Source organism: Streptomyces sp. NPDC043680, assembly GCF_056436685.1.
The window spans coordinates 39944-57356 of the sequence record NZ_JBWKCE010000006.1; the positions used below are offsets into that span (position 1 = coordinate 39944).

Annotated in this window: 19 protein-coding genes; 16 read left to right on the top strand and 3 right to left on the bottom strand. The window is 72.1% G+C overall.

Translation table 11 applies throughout. The annotated features are described in order from the left end of the window. Nucleotides 1-244 precede the first annotated feature (244 nt). The 11 genes from AC0666_RS15105 (at nt 245) to ygfZ (ending at nt 8167) form a co-directional block, all read left to right on the top strand. The gene (locus tag AC0666_RS15105; protein ID WP_468970412.1) at nt 245-958 is read left to right on the top strand and encodes an LmeA family phospholipid-binding protein; all 714 of its coding nucleotides are present in this window, start codon (nt 245-247) and stop codon (nt 956-958) included. A 162-nt stretch (nt 959-1120) separates the two neighbouring features. Further along, nucleotides 1121-1204: a putative leader peptide gene (locus AC0666_RS15110; RefSeq protein WP_350206375.1), complete on the top strand. Its 84-nt coding sequence runs from the start codon at nt 1121-1123 to the stop codon at nt 1202-1204. Nucleotides 1205-1394: 190 nt separating this feature from the next. Then, nucleotides 1395-2240, top strand: a complete 846-nt coding sequence (locus AC0666_RS15115; protein ID WP_468970410.1) for a sulfurtransferase — start codon at nt 1395-1397, stop codon at nt 2238-2240. A gap of 99 nt (nt 2241-2339) precedes the next feature. Further along, nucleotides 2340-2630: a DUF1416 domain-containing protein gene (locus AC0666_RS15120; protein WP_007265476.1), complete on the top strand. Its 291-nt coding sequence runs from the start codon at nt 2340-2342 to the stop codon at nt 2628-2630. A gap of 107 nt (nt 2631-2737) precedes the next feature. Continuing rightward, nucleotides 2738-3001 carry a DUF3099 domain-containing protein gene (locus AC0666_RS15125; RefSeq protein ID WP_468970408.1) on the top strand — a complete coding sequence of 88 codons (264 nt, stop codon included), beginning with the start codon at nt 2738-2740 and terminating at the stop codon, nt 2999-3001. A gap of 117 nt (nt 3002-3118) precedes the next feature. Beyond that, nucleotides 3119-3961, top strand: a complete 843-nt coding sequence (locus AC0666_RS15130) for a hypothetical protein (protein ID WP_478707718.1) — start codon at nt 3119-3121, stop codon at nt 3959-3961. After that, entirely contained in the window at nt 3958-4791 is an 834-nt protein-coding gene (locus AC0666_RS15135; RefSeq protein WP_468970404.1) for a hypothetical protein, read from the top strand. Before AC0666_RS15130 ends, AC0666_RS15135 begins: the two co-directional genes overlap by 4 nt. After that, nucleotides 4788-5783, top strand: coding sequence for a hypothetical protein (locus tag AC0666_RS15140; RefSeq protein ID WP_478707719.1), 996 nt, complete (start codon nt 4788-4790; stop codon nt 5781-5783). The genes AC0666_RS15135 and AC0666_RS15140 overlap by 4 nt, the downstream gene beginning before the upstream one ends. A gap of 296 nt (nt 5784-6079) precedes the next feature. Beyond that, nucleotides 6080-6652, top strand: coding sequence for a heme-binding beta-barrel domain-containing protein (locus AC0666_RS15145; RefSeq protein WP_361721475.1), 573 nt, complete (start codon nt 6080-6082; stop codon nt 6650-6652). A gap of 69 nt (nt 6653-6721) precedes the next feature. After that, nucleotides 6722-7177 (top strand): Fur family transcriptional regulator, encoded by a 456-nt coding sequence (locus tag AC0666_RS15150; protein ID WP_468581616.1) that lies wholly within the window; start codon nt 6722-6724, stop codon nt 7175-7177. 21 nt (nt 7178-7198) lie between these two features. Then, nucleotides 7199-8167, top strand: coding sequence for a CAF17-like 4Fe-4S cluster assembly/insertion protein YgfZ (ygfZ, locus tag AC0666_RS15155; protein ID WP_356849608.1), 969 nt, complete (start codon nt 7199-7201; stop codon nt 8165-8167). Nucleotides 8168-8219: 52 nt separating this feature from the next. Here the strand turns inward: ygfZ and dtd are convergent, their stop codons facing one another. Both dtd and AC0666_RS15165 read right to left on the bottom strand, forming a co-directional pair. Further along, nucleotides 8220-8645, bottom strand: a complete 426-nt coding sequence (gene dtd, locus AC0666_RS15160; protein ID WP_361721466.1) for a D-aminoacyl-tRNA deacylase — start codon at nt 8643-8645, stop codon at nt 8220-8222. A gap of 29 nt (nt 8646-8674) precedes the next feature. Then, nucleotides 8675-9907: a hypothetical protein gene (locus AC0666_RS15165; protein ID WP_478707720.1), complete on the bottom strand. Its 1233-nt coding sequence runs from the start codon at nt 9905-9907 to the stop codon at nt 8675-8677. A 662-nt stretch (nt 9908-10569) separates the two neighbouring features. Here AC0666_RS15165 and AC0666_RS15170 point away from each other — a divergent pair. The 5 genes from AC0666_RS15170 (at nt 10570) to AC0666_RS15190 (ending at nt 15057) form a co-directional block, all read left to right on the top strand. Then, the gene (locus tag AC0666_RS15170; protein WP_468970393.1) at nt 10570-11172 is read left to right on the top strand and encodes an RsiG family protein; all 603 of its coding nucleotides are present in this window, start codon (nt 10570-10572) and stop codon (nt 11170-11172) included. 95 nt (nt 11173-11267) lie between these two features. Beyond that, a complete protein-coding gene (locus tag AC0666_RS15175; RefSeq protein WP_478707721.1) occupies nt 11268-12512 on the top strand; it encodes a GNAT family N-acetyltransferase in 1245 nt (414 codons plus the stop codon). 153 nt (nt 12513-12665) lie between these two features. After that, the gene (locus AC0666_RS15180; RefSeq protein WP_468970388.1) at nt 12666-13571 is read left to right on the top strand and encodes a sigma-70 family RNA polymerase sigma factor; all 906 of its coding nucleotides are present in this window, start codon (nt 12666-12668) and stop codon (nt 13569-13571) included. Beyond that, nucleotides 13568-14410, top strand: a complete 843-nt coding sequence (locus tag AC0666_RS15185; RefSeq protein ID WP_478707722.1) for a putative protein N(5)-glutamine methyltransferase — start codon at nt 13568-13570, stop codon at nt 14408-14410. Before AC0666_RS15180 ends, AC0666_RS15185 begins: the two co-directional genes overlap by 4 nt. Nucleotides 14411-14529: 119 nt before the next feature. Continuing rightward, the gene (locus tag AC0666_RS15190) at nt 14530-15057 is read left to right on the top strand and encodes a hypothetical protein (RefSeq protein ID WP_468581623.1); all 528 of its coding nucleotides are present in this window, start codon (nt 14530-14532) and stop codon (nt 15055-15057) included. Here AC0666_RS15190 and AC0666_RS15195 read toward each other — a convergent pair. Next, on the bottom strand, nt 15008-17407 hold the full coding sequence (locus AC0666_RS15195; RefSeq protein WP_468970384.1) for an ATP-binding cassette domain-containing protein: 2400 nt from the start codon (nt 17405-17407) through the stop codon (nt 15008-15010). The genes AC0666_RS15190 and AC0666_RS15195 overlap by 50 nt on opposite strands. Between the last annotated feature and the right edge of the window lie 6 nt (nt 17408-17413).

Consider the following 17413-nt stretch of genomic DNA (forward strand, 5'->3'; position numbering starts at 1 on the left):
GGCCGCCGCTCCGGCGGTCTACCTGATCGGGCGGGTGGTGGGCTGACGCCCACGGCGGCCGACGGGCGGCCCGCCGGCGGCCGTGCTGACGGCCGCCGCTCCGGCGGTCTACCTGATCGGGCGGGTGGTGGGCTGACGCCCACGGCGGCCGACGGGCGGCCCGCCGGCGGCCGTGCTGACGGCCGTCCGACGGGCCGCCGTGGTCCACTAGAACGCACGTACCGATCTACAGGGGGAGGGGCACGTGCGTTTCCTGCGTGTCGTCGTGATCATTGCCGTGGTGCTGGGGGCCCTGTTCTGGGGGGTCGACCGCTGGGCCGCCGGCTACGCCGAGAACCGGCTCGCCGAGCGGATCCAGGCCCGGCAGGGGCTGGCTGGGAGCACGGAGGTGGACATCCACGGCTTCCCGTTTCTGACCCAGGCGCTCAGCCACGACCTCGACCGGGTCGACGTGAAGCTGAAGGGTGTCGACGCGGTGGCGGACGGCCGCAAGACGCGGCTCTCGGAGCTCGACGCCAGCTTCCGCGAGGTCAGGCTGAACGGGGACTACAGCGGCGGCACCGCACGGCGCGCCGAGGGTTCGGCCCTCATCACGTACGCGGACCTGACCCAGGCCTCGCAGACCGGCGTCACCCTCGCCTACGGCGGGGCGCCGGGGAAGGTGAAGGTCACCGCCTCGGTGGAGATCCTGGGGCGGACCTTCACCCGCAGCGTGGTGTCGACCGTCACGCTGGTGGACGCCGAGCAGGGCGCCGGGAAGCTGGTCCGGGTCCGGGCTGACGCGGTCCCGGGCGAGGGCATCCCCGGAATCGAGAGCGCGGTCCGCAAGAAGACCGACTTCGACCGGCGCCTGGACGGCGGGCTCCCGGCCGGTCTGCGGCTGGACTCGCTGACCTCGGACGAGGCGGGCGTCCACCTCGCGCTGAGCGGTCAGGACGTGGTGCTGGCCGGATCGTGAGACGGTCCGGTCCGATCCGCAGAAGGGCGGCCCGCCGGCGGGGCCCGGAATCCGGTGCGGCGGCCGCCCCGAGCGAGTTGCGTCCCGACATCCGGACGATCCTGTCTCGACATATGACACGCCGGTGACAGGGCGGCCGGTTCGTCCCTACGATCCATGGCTATGAAGCATCAGCAGGCGGACCTCACGAAGCGGCGGGCAGTAGACCTGTGTCGCGTCGCCGCCATGCTCTGTCGATCCATGTGACCTGAGAGCGCATCCGCTCCCTCAGCCGGACGACCGCCCTTCCCGCGCGTTCCGCACCGCACATGCTTCCTCCTGCCCCCTGCCGCCTCCCCGCGCAGGTCCGAGGAGCGCCCTCGGCAGCGGTACGCGCCAGCAGCACCTGCACCTGCACGGCACAGCCCCGCCGCACACTGCCCCGGAGGAGAACACCATGAGCCGCAGCGACGTCCTCGTAGACGCCGACTGGGTCGAAGCCCACCTGAACGACGCGAACGTCGTCATCGTCGAGGTCGACGAGGACACCTCCGCGTACGACAAGAACCACATCAAGAACGCCGTCCGGATCGACTGGAAGAAGGATCTCCAGGACCCCGTCCGCCGTGACTTCGTGGACCAGGAGGGCTTCGAGAAGCTCCTGTCCGCCAAGGGCATCTCCAACGACGACACCGTCGTCCTCTACGGCGGCAACAACAACTGGTTCGCGTCGTACGCCTACTGGTACTTCAAGCTCTACGGCCACCAGGACGTCAAGCTCCTCGACGGCGGCCGCAAGAAGTGGGAGCTCGACTCCCGCGACCTGGTCGACGGCACCGAGGTCCCCCAGCGCCCGGCCACCGAGTACAAGGCCAAGGCCCAGGACACCTCGATCCGCGCCTTCCGCGACGACGTCGTGGCCGCGATCGGTGCCCAGAACCTGGTCGACGTGCGCTCGCCCGACGAGTTCTCCGGCAAGCTGCTCGCCCCGGCGCACCTCCCGCAGGAGCAGTCGCAGCGCCCCGGCCACGTGCCGAGCGCCCGCAACATCCCCTGGTCGAAGAACGCCAACGACGACGGCACCTTCAAGTCCGACGAGGAGCTCACCGCCCTCTACGAGCAGGAGCAGGTCGACCTGTCGAAGGACACCATCGCCTACTGCCGCATCGGTGAGCGCTCCGCGCTGACGTGGTTCGTGCTGCACGAGCTCCTGGGCCAGGAGAACGTCAAGAACTACGACGGCTCGTGGACCGAGTACGGCTCCCTGGTCGGCGTGCCGATCGAGCTCGGCGCCAACAAGTAGCGCCGACGGGTAGTTCAGCGCCAACCAGCAAGCAAGCACGGCGACCGGGCACGCGACGCCCTTCGCGGTACGACTTTCTCTCAGGACAGGACAGAGAACATGTGTGGAGCACAGATCGGCGGGCCCGACCTCGCGACGCTCAAGCCCGGTGAGACCGCCATCCAGGGTCAGGTGACCAAGGACGGCGAGCCCATCAGCGGCTACGTGCGGCTGCTCGACTCGACCGGCGAGTTCACGGCCGAGGTCCCGACCTCGGCGACCGGCCAGTTCCGCTTCTACGCGGCGACCGGTTCCTGGACGCTGCGGGCGCTGGTGCCCGGCGCCCAGGCGGACCGCGCCGTGGTGGTCGCCGAAGCCGGCGGCGTGACGGACGTGGCGATCGCGGTCTGACCGCTCGCAGCAGATGACCGGCCGAAGGGCCGCACCCCAGGGGTTGGACGCCACTGGAACGGGGTGCGGCCCTTCGCGCCGTCCGGCCACGGCCCTACCCTGGAGGCATGTACGCACGGCGGCGCCGCGTCTACTTCCTCCTCATGGGCGGATGCCTGTTCCTGTTCGTGTCCGCCTGGGCCTTCGTACGCCTCATCTCGGTGGAGGCGGCGGTCGCCCTGTGCGTGGTCGCCATGGTCATCCCGCCGGTCGCCGCGATGGTCGCGAACCGGCGCGGGCCGGACGACCGGTGGTGGGACGACCCCTCGGGCGATCCGAAGTCCGACGAGTGGTGGGACGAACTGGACGGAAAGCGGCGGCGCGAGGACTGAAGGCCGCCGAGATAAGAATGTAATAAGCATGCGTACAACCGGGTTCCTCCGGTACATGTCATGGATGTGCACGGGTGAACCGACCCGGTGCCTCCAGTCCTGTGGGGGGACCCTTCCTTGGAACATGACCAGACCCTCTCCGAGCAGCGCAACGAGGGGGAGGCCGCGCCGGAGCCGGCTCCGGCGGACCTGACCGCCGCTCCCGGCTTCGCACCTGCACCCGCCTCCGCGCCCGTGGCGCGCCGGCGCCTCCGCGGCCGCACGGTCGCCCTGATCGCGGGCGCGGCCGTACTCGGCGTGCTGGCCGGCACGGTCACGGGGTACGCGGTCCAGTACGGCCGCAAGCCCACGCCGCTGCCGCCGCTGGCCCAGCAGAAGATCGACACGCCGAAGGCGCTGGCGCCCGACGGCGAGACCACGCACAAGACGATCAACGCCAACCGCTGGCACAAGACGGACGACGACCTCGGCAAGCTCCTGGTCGAGGCGCCGGCCGGGGCGAAGGGCGAAGGCACCGGCTACGAGACCCTCGACGTCTTCGCGGCCGACTTCTTCGAGAAGCCGGAGCACATGGTCCGCCAGCTCGCGGACGCGCACGTGCGGCGGATCGCCACGACGCTGTGGTCGGAGGACGACCGCACGTTCGTCGAGGTCCGGCTGATCCAGTTCACCGAGCGCTCCGAGGCGGAGAAGTACCAGAAGGGGCAGTCCGCGTACATGCCGGAGGCGAAGCACGCGGGCAACGCCGGTGTGGCCATTCCCGGCACCGCCGCGGACCTCGGGCACGTCTGGGTCGATTCGGAGGCCCACGAGAAGCCCGGGTACTACCCGATCCGCGGGGCGCGGGCCATCGCCCGCCGCGGCGACATCGTCATGGAGATCGCCTACTACGACAACCGCGGCAAGGTGTCCGAGAGCGATGTCCTCGACCTGGCCAAGCGACAGCTGGAGCGACTGTGACCGAGCCGCAGCACCCCGAAACCCCGGCTCCGGCCCAGGCTCCCGAAGCGGCGGAGCCCGCCCCGGCGCCCGCCGCCGAGCCGTCCGGCAAGGCGCCGCGCGGGCTCAGCCGCACGGCGGCCGCCCTCATCGCGGGCGGGATCGGCCTGGCCGTCCTCGCCGGCGGCGGCATCGCGGCCTCCGTCGCCCTGGAGCACGCCGACCGGACCGCGCCCACCCGCTACTGGACCGCCGAGGGCAGCGCCCCGCAGAAGCCCGAGGAGCCGGCGCCCGTACCGGCGAACGAGCTCTCCGGGAAGCTGCTGCCGGTCCCCTCCAACTTCACGCTGGGCCCCGACCTCGCCCAGGACGGCAACAACTTCTTCGTCTCGGGGGAGAAGGCCGTCCAGGGTTTCAAGGACGCCCGCAACGGCTTGTCCAGCTCCGAGCGCAAGCAGCGCGACGAGATGCTGGCCGGTCTCAAGCTCAAGGGACTCGCCGGCCGCAGCTACACCAAGGGCGGCGGCGAGGCGGTCTACCAGGTCCGCATCATGCAGGCGGACCCGAAGGCCGTGGGTGCCTTCTCCGAGATGTCCAAGAAGCTCCTCGACCTCACCGGTGACGACCGCGAGGCGCCCGCCGTCGACGGCTACCCCGACGCCAAGTGCGCGCTGGTGGCCATCGGCGAGGAGAAGAAGGAGAAGATCGACTCGATGGACTGCGTCGCGGTCCAGGGTGATGTGCTGGTCAACTTCCGGGCGTTCGGGGCCAAGCCCTTCTCGCACTCCGACGCCGTCGCCTTCTTCAAGAACCAGCTGAGCCACCTGAAGTCCCCCGGGGAGTCCGTGTGACCGAGCCGACCGCCACCGACGCCGCTCCGGACGCCGCGCCCGCGCCGGACGCCGCGCCCGCGCCGGACGCCGCGCCCGCGCCGGCCGGGCCCGCCCAGGCCGCGCCCGCCGTGTCCGCGCAGGCCGCAGCGACACCGCCCGCGCCCGCGGCCCCCGCCGCACCGCCCGTGCCCGTAGCCCCCGCCGCTCCCGAGGCGGAAGCACTCGTACCGCCGGAGGCAGCGGCCCCGCCCAAGGGCCGCCGCCGGCTCCACGCCGCGCTGCGCTGGACGGCCGCCGTCCTCGTCTTCGGCGCCGTCGGCACCGGGGTCGCGTACGGGATCACGCAGCCCGAGCGCACCGACATCCCCGGGCTCTCCACCCGCGACGACGGCCGCTGGGACTACCCCGCGCTGGCCAAGCCCACCCTGCCGCCCGGCGCCCCCCTGCCCTTCGCCAAGGACAACGAGGACGGTATCCACTACGCCGGTCTCGCGCAGCTGCTCCTGCCGGCCCCCCGGGGCTCCGCTCCGGACGCCGGGCTCAAGCTGGAGAAGGACTCCGTGGTCACCACGGACACCTTCCTCCAGGAGTACGAGTCCACGGTGCGCGAGAAGATGAAGCAGGGCTTCACCGACGACGGCCTGCGCCAGATCGTCGGCCGGGGCTGGACCACCCCGGACGGCACCCGCACCCGGATCTACCTGCTGCGCTTCCACAGCTCGGGCTTCGTGGACACCTTCCACGGCTGCAACATCGACATGAACGTGAACGGCGTCAACCGCATGGAGCAGGACGCGTCCTGGACCAAGGTCAAGTTCATCGAGTCCCCGCCCGCGCACAGCGGCATCGCGGTCTACGAGGAGGCCGCGCCGGTCGGCGACGAGCAGATCAAGGCGGGCTGCGTCAGCTCCGGCGACATCCAGGCGGTGATCTTCCAGAGCCGCAAGGGCCAGGTGGCCTCCGTTCCGCTGCACCAGACGGCGATCCTGCAGAGCCAGCTGCTCGGCTGAGCGCACCGGCGCGGCCGCTGCGGGCCACCTCACGGAGTGGGCCGGTCCCCGGGCCAGTAGGCTGGGGACCGGCCCATTGCCCTAACGAACCTTCCGAGGAGCACCCCGTGCTTGAGGCAGTCTTCACCTCCCTGCTGATCCTGGTCTGCGTCGGCGTGCTCGCCTTCACCGGCCTGGCCGTGAAGAAGCTGTACCAGGGCCAGCGCTGACCTCCCCCGGACCCTGTCCGGGGGCGTCCCCGGCACCGGCCGCCGCCCCGACCCGGAACCCCTCACAGATCGCCTGAGCAGCCCACCATGATCCAGATCCCGTCCGACCTGAACCCCGGCCTCGTCCCCCTCGCCTTCCTCCTCGGCACCTGGGAGGGCGCGGGCGTCTTCGACTTCCCCGGCGAGGAGAAGTGCAACTTCGGCCAGGAAGTCGTCTTCAGCCACGACGGCCGGGACTTCCTGGAGTACGTCTCCCGCACGTGGGTCCTCGACTCCGAGGGCAACAAGGTGCGGCCGCTGGAGTCCGAGTCCGGCTACTGGCGGATCGACAAGGACCGCAAGGTCGAGATCGTCATGATCCGCGACCAGGGCGTCGTCGAGGTCTGGTACGGCGAGCTCGCCGACCAGAAGCCCCAGATCGACCTCGCGACGGACGCGGTCGCCCGCACCGCCGCCTCCGGCCCGTACAGCGGCGGCAAGCGGCTCTACGGCTACGTCAAGAGCGACCTGATGTGGGTCGGTGAGAAGGCCACCCCCGAGGTCGAGCTGCGCCCGTACATGTCGGCCCAGCTGAAGAAGGTCGTCACGCCCGAGGAGGTCGCCGAGATGGCGCGCAACCTCCCGGACATGCCGGACGACGGCATCGCCTTCTTCCGCTGACACCGGACGCGCCGGACAAGGGGACCGCGGGCCCGCCCGCGGTCCCTCCCGCGCCCGTACACTGGCCGGGTGGCGAGCACCGACGACAGCGAAACCGCCGACTGGAAGAGCGATCTGCGCCAGCGCGGGTACCGGCTGACACCGCAGCGCCAGCTCGTGCTGGAAGCGGTCGACGCCCTGGAGCACGCGACCCCCGACGAGATCCTCGCCGAAGTGCGCAAGACGGCCTCCGGGGTCAACATCTCCACGGTCTACCGCACGCTGGAGCTCCTGGAGGAGCTGAAGCTCGTCTCGCACGCCCACCTCGGGCACGGCGCGCCCACCTACCACCTCGCTGACCGGCACCACCACATCCACCTGGTCTGCCGCGAGTGCACCGACGTGATCGAGGCGGATCTGGACATCGCCGCCGAGTTCACCGCGAAGCTCCGTGCGACCTTCGGGTTCGAGACCGACATGAAGCACTTCGCGATCTTCGGACTCTGCAAGAAGTGTGCCGCGAAGCACGCTGCCGCCTCCGCCTAGGAGGGTCGTAGGCTTGGCGGCATGACCAGCAGCCCCTTGCTCCATCTTCCCGGCGCCGTACCGGCCGAAGGCCGTGACGAGGGCGTCGCCGCCCACTACGGAGAGCTGTACGGCGAACAGCGCGCCCTCGCCGACGGCCGCGGCTTCGTCGACCTCTCGCACCGCGGAGTCGTCACCGTCACCGGACCGGAGCGGCTGAGCTGGCTGCACCTGCTGCTCACCCAGCACCTCACCGAACTCCCGCCCGGGCAGGCCACCGAGGCGCTGATCCTGTCCGCGCACGGCCACATCGAGCACGCGCTCTACCTGGTCGACGACGGCGAGACGGTGTGGGCGCACGTCGAGCCCGGCACGCAGGAGGCACTGATCGCCTACCTGGAGTCGATGAAGTTCTTCTACCGCGTCGAAGTCGCCGACCGTACCGCCGACTTCGCCGTCGTCCACCTGCCGGCCGGCTCCATCGCCGAGGTCGACAAGCAGCACGTCGTACGGGAGACCGCGCACGGCCGCGACGTCTTCCTGCCCCGCGCCGAGCTGGAGTCCTTCGCCGCCTCCCACGGCCCGGCCGCCGGACTGCTCGCGTACGAGGCGCTGCGCGTCGAGGCGCACCGGCCGCGGCTCGGCCTGGAGACCGACCACCGCACCATCCCGCACGAGCTGGGCTGGATCGGCACGGCCGTGCACCTCCAGAAGGGCTGCTACCGCGGCCAGGAGACGGTGGCCCGCGTCCACAACCTGGGCAAGCCCCCGCGCCGCCTGGTCTTCCTGCACCTGGACGGCTCCGAGGTGGTCCTCCCGGCCCACGGCGCGCCGCTGCGGCTCGCCGCGGACGGGGAGGAGGGCCGCCAGCTGGGCTTCGTGACCACCGCGGTGCGCCACCACGAGCTGGGCCCGATCGCGCTCGCGCTGGTCAAGCGGAACGTCCCGGTGGACGCACCGCTGCTGGCCGGCAAGACGGCCGCGGCGCAGGAGGTCGTCGTAGCGCCCTAGGGGCAGGCCCCGGCCGCCGGGACGTCTCGTCGGGACGTCTCCGCGGGACGTCTCAGACGTCGATGACGAGGGTGAACGGGCCGTGGTTGGTGAGCGAGACCCGCATGTCCGCGCCGAACCGGCCCGTCTCCACCGTCGCCCCCAGCGCCCGCAGCTGCGCCACGACCTCGTCGACCAGCGGCTCGGCGACCTCGCCGGGCGCGGCGGCGTTCCAGGTGGGGCGGCGGCCCTTGCGGGCGTCTCCGTAGAGGGTGAACTGCGAGATCACCAGCAGCGGCGAACCGTTGTCGCTGCAGGACTTCTCGCCCTCCAGGATCCGCACCGACCACAGCTTGCGCGCCAGCTGCGCCGCCTTCTCCGCGGTGTCGTCGTGGGTCACCCCCACCAGCACGCACAAACCCTCGCCGACGATCTCGCCCACGGTCTCGCCGGCCACCACGACGCGCGCGCCGTCCACCCTCTGCACCACTGCTCGCATACCACCTGTGTACCAGCCGTGCACCGCTGCTAGCGACGGGGGCCGTCGACGGCCTCATCACTGCCCGGCCGGGTGCCTCCCCGAACGGTCTTGGGAGACAGGGAGCAGCGCGAGGTTGGCGGGCTCGCGGTCCCGCGCGCTCCCGGGCGGAGGACGGTCTGGCCGGTAGCTCTCCGCTTCACGATCCTCCGGTCGCGAGCGGTCACACCTGGCCGACGCCGTATGCCGTGTCCGAGGGCGCGCCTGCCGATCGCCACCGCGGCCGCGTGGTGGCCGGTGACGACGATGGTCTTCGATTGCTGCTGTAGCGGGGCCTGCCAGTGCTGCGCGCCCCAGCGGGAGGTGTAAGCCGGATCGACCGCGATGACTACCAGGCCGGCGTGGTGGGCCATGCCTCGCAGACGTTCCCGGAATTTCGCGGTGGGCAGTCCCACGACGGTGCGGCGGAATGCCTTGCCTCGCTTGCCTCGGCCCATGGTCTCCCGACCAGTGGTACGGGCATCGGCGAAGCCGAGGTTCTCGATGGCGAAACCTGCGCAGCCGTGCAGGCCGGCGAATCGGATGATCTCGCTGATCGCAGCCCGCAGTCGGCCGTCCCGCCGGGATGCGGGCCCGGTCAGGTCGATCGACACCGTGATCGGCCGGCCGACCGGATTGCCATGTGCGTCGATCACCCAGGCGGCAAGGTGGTCGGCGTTGAGGTCGACGGCGAGCAGTCGGGCGCCTGCCGCTGCCAGGTCGCCAGGAGCGGGCAATACGACCTGCGGTGTGGACCACGAGGCATCGAGGTACCAGCGACCACGCACAGGACCATGGGTGATGTCGTCGCGGACGGCCCGGTCGGCGATGGTGCGGTCCAGCCATTCCTCCCGGCGATGGTGGAACGTGACGGTGCATTTGAGCCGGTAGCGGCCGCGCGGGGCGTTCGCCAGGTGCTTCAGGGGTTCGGATAGGACGAGGGTGACCGTGCCGTTGGCCGGGTCCACGCTGATCGTGCAGTTCCCATACGGCGCCCCCGACTCCCCGTCGGCGGTCAGGAACATGCGCCCCGCGTCCCACCGCTCGCGCCACTCGGGCCGGGTGAGGCCAAAGCCGTCGAGGTTGTGCCACACCTTCGCCAGGCGGCGGTCGCCGCCGACGATCGCCGGGTGGCCGGTCTCGATGCGCTGCTCCACGTCGGCCAGGCGGGCGACGAGCACCTGTAGTCGGCGCTGCTTCTGCGCACGCTCGTCCCGGTCCGCATAGCCCCGGACCCCGCTCACGCGTCGGCCGCAAGGCACGGCCAGACGGGTACGGATCCTGGCGATGACTCGGTGCAGGGATGCCCTCTCGTCGAACAGCTTCGCAGGGCAAGCTGGTACCGGTCTTCCGACATACGAGTGAGGGCGCCCGCCCACCGCGACGACGACACCCGGGTCAGTGCTCGCTTGCGCTCCGCCCGCCGGTTCTCCTTGGCCGGCACCACCCCGATCCGCACCCGTTCCACCAAGTCGGCACGGGCCTCGCGGCCGAGATGCCCGCCGACAACACGCAGGACCTCCACATCGAGCGTCGACGGATGCAGGCGATCCCGGATGCGTGCGCCCGTGGGCGCCGACACCGTGAACGGAGCAGCTGGCGTGCGCAACCCCCGCTGTTGCCTGCCCCGACCGCGCGTCACCACCCACCCCCCCCTCTCCTCCACTCGCTTCTGCGGCACTGCCGTTCTCCACTGAGACTGACGTCTCGTGCGAAGCCCGGGTGCCCGAGCCAGTCCCGTTCACCCATACGGGACAACCGGCGGCCGGCCGAGGCCGGAGCGACACCGACGCATACCGCCGTCCGGGGCCGATCGGGTGGGGTGGGACTGCACCTGCACCACGGAGAGTGGCACGATGCATGCAGGCGGTGCCCCCAGCACCGGTCGAGGGGACGGACACGTTCGATGAATACTTCTGGTACCTCCGTACCTGCATCACCCGCAGCCACGTGCGCCGGCGCGGTACGACCGCCCGCGCAGCGCACGGGCGAGGAGCAGGCGCCGACCACGCCTGCCGGGGTCGCCAATGCGCTCGGGCTGCCCGAGCTGCGCGGCCTGCGCCGTGACGCCCAGCGCGACGAGGCGGACCTCAGCTACATCCGCAGACTTCTCCAGGGCCGGATCGACATCCTGCGCGCCGAACTGGCCCGGCGTGCCGGTCCCGAGGCGCCGGTCGCTCCCGGGCAGCCCATGGTGGACCGGCTCTCGGAGATCCTCGCCGACGCGCCGTCCAGCCGCAGCGCCTCAGCCCGGCACGTCACGCTCGGCACCCCGCACAGCGAGGAGTTCCGGCTGCTGGCCGCGGAGATGCTTGCCGACGTGGAGCTGTCCGACCTCGGCGCACGTACCGACGGTGAACTGCACGACGCGATGGGCCGCCTGGTGCGCTACGAGCAGCAGGTGTCGCGGCGCCGCCAGCAGTTGCAGCGCACGGTGGACGACTGCACCACGGAGATCACCCGGCGCTACCGGGAGGGTGAGGCGCAGGTGGACGACCTGCTGGCGTAGGAGATCGGCAGCTCGGGAGTCCGGCTGCTCCGGAGCCCTCCGGCGGCGGAAAATTCAGGCGACGCGGGCCGGCGGGCGCATTAGCGTGGCCGGTTATGAGCGTTGACGTCCGGCCGATCGCCGAATCCGAACTCCCCGAGTGGTTGCGCGCCCTGAACACCGGGTTCCTGACCCCGGCCAAGGTGACCGATTCCGACGTCGCACAGCGCGCCAAGTACAGCGACCTCGCCCGCCTGCGGGGTGCCTTCGACACCGGCACCGGCCGGTGCGTGGCCACCCTCCGCTCCTTCGCTCAGGAACTGACGGTGCCGGGCGGGGCGGCGATCGCGGCCGACGCCATCTCGAACGTCACCGTGTCGCCCACGCACCGCCGCCAGGGCCTGCTGACCCGGATGCTGACCGCCGAGCTCGCCGCCGCCACCGAGCGCGGCGACGTGGTGTCGACGCTGATCGCCGCCGAGTACCCGATCTACGGACGCTACGGGTACGGGCCCGCCGCCTCCATCTCGGAATGGGAGATCGACGTACCGCGCACCGGACTCGACCCGCGCTGGTCCGGGCCCGCGGACGGCAGCCGGATCGAGATGGTCGACGAGGCCGAGGTGCGCCTGGTGGGCCCCGGGCTGCACGAGCGGCTGCGGGCGGCCACGCACGGCGCGGTGGACCGCGACACCCGCTGGTGGAACCTGACCACCGGCCTGGAGGAGATGTCGCACCGCCCGTACCGGGACAAGTTCCACGCCGTGTACCGGACCGCGGCCGGCGAGGTGGCCGGACTGGTGGCCTACACGGCCGACGACCACTGGTCGGACGCGAAGCTCCCGCAGAACACGGTGCAGGTCAAGCAGCTGATCGCGGTCAGCCCGGAGGCGGAGCGGGCCCTGTGGCGGTTCCTGTGCTCCATCGACTGGGTGCTGAAGGTCCGCACCGGCTACCGCGCCCCTGACGACCTCGTCGCGCAGCTGCTGCCCGATCCGCGGGCCGCACGGGTGGTCACCGCGTCCGACTTCCTGTGGGTGCGCGTGCTGGACGTCGTACGGGCCCTGCGCGCGCGGACGTACGCCGTGCCCGGGGTGCTCGTCCTGGACGTGGCCGATCCCACCGGACCGGCAGCGGGCCGCTACCGGCTGGATGCCGGGACGGGGGAGTGCACGCGCACCGCGGAGCCGGCGGACCTGCGGCTCGACGTGGCGGCGCTGGGCTCTCTGTACCTCGGCGACGAGTCCGCCGTGCGGCTGGGCGCGCTGGGCCGGGTGACCGAGGAGCGGGCGGGGGCGCTGGCGCTCGCCGACGCCGTGTTCCGCACCGCGCGCCGCCCCTGGTGCCCGGACGTCTTCTGACCGCCCTGTTCCTCTGACCGCCCTGCTCCTCCGGCCGCCCCGTTCCGACCGCTCTTCCCGGTCGCTCCTCGTCACATCGTGGGCCTCCGGTTCGTCAGAGGGACGAGGAGCAGGAACGGTGAAGACGCACGGACGACCGAGGGGGACGACCACATGACCGGCACCGGCGACACCGGGTACCGCGGCGACAGCGAGTACCTGGCAGCGCGCTTCGAGGAGAACCGCGGGCATCTGAGGGCTGTGGCCTACCGGATGCTCGGCTCCCTCACGGAGGCCGACGACGCCGTGCAGGAGGCCTGGATCCGGCTCGACCGGTCCGACACGAGCGAGGTGCAGAACCTCGGCGGCTGGCTGACCACCGTCGTCGCCCGCGTCTGCCTCGACCAGCTGCGCTCGCGCAAGGTCAGGCGCGAGGAGTCGTTGGAGTCACCGCTCGGCCTGCCGGAGCCGCTGCTGAGCCCGCCGGACGGGCTCGACCCCGAGCAGGAGGTGCTGCTCGCCGACTCGGTCGGGCTTGCGCTGCTCGTCGTCCTGGAGCAACTGGCGCCCGCGGAGCGGCTGTCGTTCGTCCTGCACGACATGTTCGGCGTGTCCTTCGACGAGATCGCGCCCATCGTGGAGCGCACGCCCGCAGCGGCACGGCAGTTGGCGAGCCGGGCCCGGAGGCGGGTGCGGGGCGGTGCTCCCGCACCGGACGTCGACCTGGCCAAGCAGAAGGAGGTCGTCGGGGCGTTCCTGGCGGCGTCCCGGGGCGGCGACTTCGAGGGCCTCATCACCGTCCTCGACCCCGACGTGGTGCTCCGCGTCGACATGGCGGAGCTGGCGCTCGGCGCGGGGGCGGTGGCGCGGCAGGCGCTCACCTTCCAGCGGCTCGCGCCGTTCGGGCGGCCCGCGCTGGTCAACGGCGTGCCCGGGGTCGTCACCATCCCGCCCGGGGGCAAGCCGCTCTCGGTGCTGGCCTTCACGGTGGGCGGCGGCCGTATCGTCGCCATCGACATCCTGGCCGATCCGGCCCGGCTGGCATCCCTGGACGTCACCGTCCTGGAGAACGAGGAATGAGTTCCGTGGTATCACCGTCGTCCCCGTCCCCGTCCCCGTCCCCGTCCCCGTCCTCCCCGCCGCCGCCCCCGGCCGCGGTCGTGGACGCCCTGCGCGCCGCGGGCTGTGTCTTCGCCGAGGAGGAGGCGGAGCTGCTGAGCGCGGCCGCCGCCGAGGACGGCGCGGAGCTGGCGGACCTGGTGGCCCGCAGGGCTGCCGGGGAACCGCTGGAACACGTGGTCGGCTGGGCCGAGTTCTGCGGACTGCGGATGCGGGTCGGGGAGGGGGCCTTCGTGCCGCGCCGGCGCACCGAGTTCCTGGTGCAGGAGGCGGTGGCGCTGGCCCGGCCGGGTGCCGTGGTGCTGGACCTGTGCTGCGGGGTGGGCGCGCTCGGCGCGGCGGTCGCGGCGGGGCTGGGCGGCGCCCCGGTGGAACTGCACGCGGCGGACATCGACCCGGTGGCGGCGGCGTACGCGCGGCTGAACGTGGCCCCGTACGGGGGTCGGGTCCACGAGGGCGACCTGTACGAGGCGCTGCCCGCGTCGCTGCGGGGCCGGGTGGACGTCCTCGTGGTCAACGCCCCCTACGTCCCCTCGCGGGAGATGGGGCTGCTCCCCGCGGAAGCCCGCGACCACGAGCCCCTGACCTCCCTGGACGGGGGCCCGGACGGCCTGGACATCCACCGCAGGGTAGCGGCGGGGGCCCTGCCGTGGCTGGCGCCGGGCGGGCACCTGCTGATCGAGACCAGCGCCCGCCAGTCCCCGCAGACGGCCGCGGCCCTGACGTCGGCCGGCCTGTCGGTACGCGCGCGCACCTCGGAGGAGCTGTCCGCCACCGTGGTGATCGGCACCCGCGCCTGAGGCGGAGCCGCCTCCCCCGGCCGAGGGAGGCGGCGGGCGCCGGGTCCTGCCGGGGGCGGGCCCGCGGCCCGTCCCCGGGGCCGACGTATCGGCCGGGACGGGCCGACACGATGGTGGACATGACGACGACGCAGCCAAACGGCACTTCAACGACCGCTCCCCGCTGGGCGGTTCGGGCCGCGCACCTGACCGCGCTGCTCACGCTGCCGTCCGGCCTGTGGCGCGTGCTCCTGGCGGCGGGCTGCCTGGCGGGCTACACCGAGGCCGGATACACCGCCGCGGGCATCCCCGGCTGGGGCCGGGTCTACGTGCTCGCCCTCAGCGTGGGCAGCGAGGTGCTCGCCCTGCTCACGCTCGGCCTGGTGCGGCCCTGGGGAGAGGTGCTCCCGGCCCGGCTCCCGTTCGTGGGCGGCCGACGGCTCCCGCCGCGGGGGGTCACCGCCGCAGCCGGAGCCGTCGCGCTCGTATTGGCCGTCGTGTGGACCCCGTTCCTCCTGTGGTGGTCCCTCCCGCACCCCGACATGACCGCCCTCGGCGCCACGGTCGCGGGCTTCCTCTACCTGCCCCTGGTCCTGTGGGGCCCGCTGCTCGCGGCGGTCACCTGGGCGTACCACCGCCGACGTACGCCGCGAGGTGCTCGCCGGTGAGGGTGGAGCGGGCCGCGACGAGGTCGGCGGGGGTGCCCTCGAAGACGATCCGGCCGCCGTCGTGGCCGGCGCCGGGGCCGAGGTCGATGATCCAGTCGGCGTGCGCCATGACCGCCTGGTGGTGCTCGACGACGATGACCGACTTGCCGGAGTCGACGAGCCGGTCGAGCAGGCCGAGCAGCTGCTGGACGTCGGCGAGGTGCAGGCCGGCGGTCGGCTCGTCGAGGACGTAGACGCCGCCCTCCTCCGCCATGTGGGTGGCCAGCTTGAGCCGTTGCCGTTCGCCGCCGGACAGCGTGGTGAGGGGCTGGCCCAGGCTGAGGTAGCCGAGGCCGACGTCGACGAGCCGGTCGAGGATGCGGTGCGCGGCCGGGGTGCGTGCCTCGCCGGCGCCGAAGAACTGCTCGGCCTCGGTCACCGGCATCGCGAGTACCTCGCTGATGTCGCGGCCGCCGAGGTGGTAGTCCAGCACCGAGGCCTGGAACCGCTTCCCCTCGCACTCCTCGCAGGTGCTGGAGACGCCGGCCATCATCGCCAGGTCGGTGAAGACGACGCCGACGCCGTTGCAGGTGGGGCAGGCGCCCTCGGAATTGGCGCTGAACAGCGCCGGCTTGACGCCGTTGGCCTTGGCGAACGCCTTGCGGATCGGGTCGAGCAGCCCGGTGTACGTCGCCGGATTGCTCCGCCGGGAGCCGCGGATCGCGCCCTGGTCGACGGAGACCACGCCCTTTCCGGGCGGGATCGAGCCGTGCACGAGCGAGCTCTTGCCGGAGCCGGCGACGCCGGTGACCACGCACAGCACCCCGAGCGGGATGTCGGCGTCGACGCCCTGCAGGTTGTGCGCCGTCGCTCCGCGGATCTCCAGCGTGCCGGTGGGCTTGCGCACCGTCTCCTTGAGGGCGGCCCGGTCGTCGAGGTGGCGGCCGGTGACGGTGCCGCCGGCCCGCAGCCCCTCGACGGTGCCTTCGAAGCAGACGGTGCCGCCCCCGCTGCCGGCGCCGGGGCCGAGGTCGACGACGTGGTCGGCGATCGCGATCGTCTGCGGCTTGTGCTCCACGACGAGCACCGTGTTGCCCTTGTCCCGCAGCCGCAGCAGCAGGTCGTTCATCCGCTGGATGTCGTGGGGGTGCAGGCCGATGGTGGGCTCGTCGAACACGTAGGTGACGTCGGTCAGGGAGGAACCGAGGTGGCGGATCATCTTGGTGCGCTGTGCCTCGCCGCCGGAGAGCGTGCCCGACGGCCGGTCGAGCGAGAGGTAGCCGAGGCCGATCTCCGTGAACGAGTCGAGGGTCTGCCCGAGCGCGGTGAGCAGCGGAGCCACCGAGGGCTCGTCGAGGCCGCGGACCCATGCGGCGAGGTCGCTGATCTGCATCGCGCAGGCGTCGGCGATGCTGACGCCCTTGATCTTCGAGGCCCGGGCTCCCTCGCTGAGCCGGGTGCCGTCGCACTCGGGGCAGGTGGTGAAGGTCATCGTCCGCTCCACGAAGGCGCGGACGTGCGGCTGCAGCGCGTCGATGTCCTTGGACAGCATGGACTTCTGGATCTTCGGGATCAGGCCCTCGTAGGTCAGGTTGATGCCCTCGACCTTGATCTTGGTCGGTTCCCTGTGGAGGAGGTCGTGCAGCTCTCGCTTGGTGTACTTGCGGATCGGCTTGTCCATGTCGAAGAAGCCGCTGCCGCTGAAGATGCGGCCGTACCAGCCGTCCATGCTGTAGCCGGGGATCGTGAGCGCCCCCTCGGCCAGGGACTTGCTGTCGTCGTAGAGCTGGGTGAGGTCGACGTCGGAGACCGCGCCGCGGCCCTCGCAGCGCGGACACATGCCGCCCGTGCGGGTGAAGGTCGCCTTCACCGCCTTCTTCGCGCCGCGCTCGACGGTGATCGCACCGCTCGCCCGGACCGAGGGGACGTTGAAGGCGTAGGCGCTGGGCGGGCCGACGTGCGGCGTTCCGAGCCGGCTGAAGAGGATGCGCAGCATCGCGTTGGCGTCGGTGGCGGTGCCGACGGTGGAGCGGGGGTCGCCGCCCATGCGCTGCTGGTCGACGATGATCGCGGTCGTCAGTCCGTCGAGGACGTCGACCTCGGGCCGGGCCAGCGTGGGCATGAAGCCCTGGACGAAGGCGCTGTAGGTCTCGTTGATCAGCCGCTGGGACTCGGCGGCGATCGTGTCGAACACCAGCGAGCTCTTGCCCGAGCCCGAGACGCCGGTGAACACGGTCAGCCGGCGCTTCGGGATCTCGACGCTGACGTCCTTGAGGTTGTTCACGCGGGCGCCGTAGACGCGGATCAGGTCGTGGCTGTCGGCGGCGTGCGGCGCGGGCGCCTGCGTGTCCGTCCTCTTGGCCGTGCTCATCGTCTC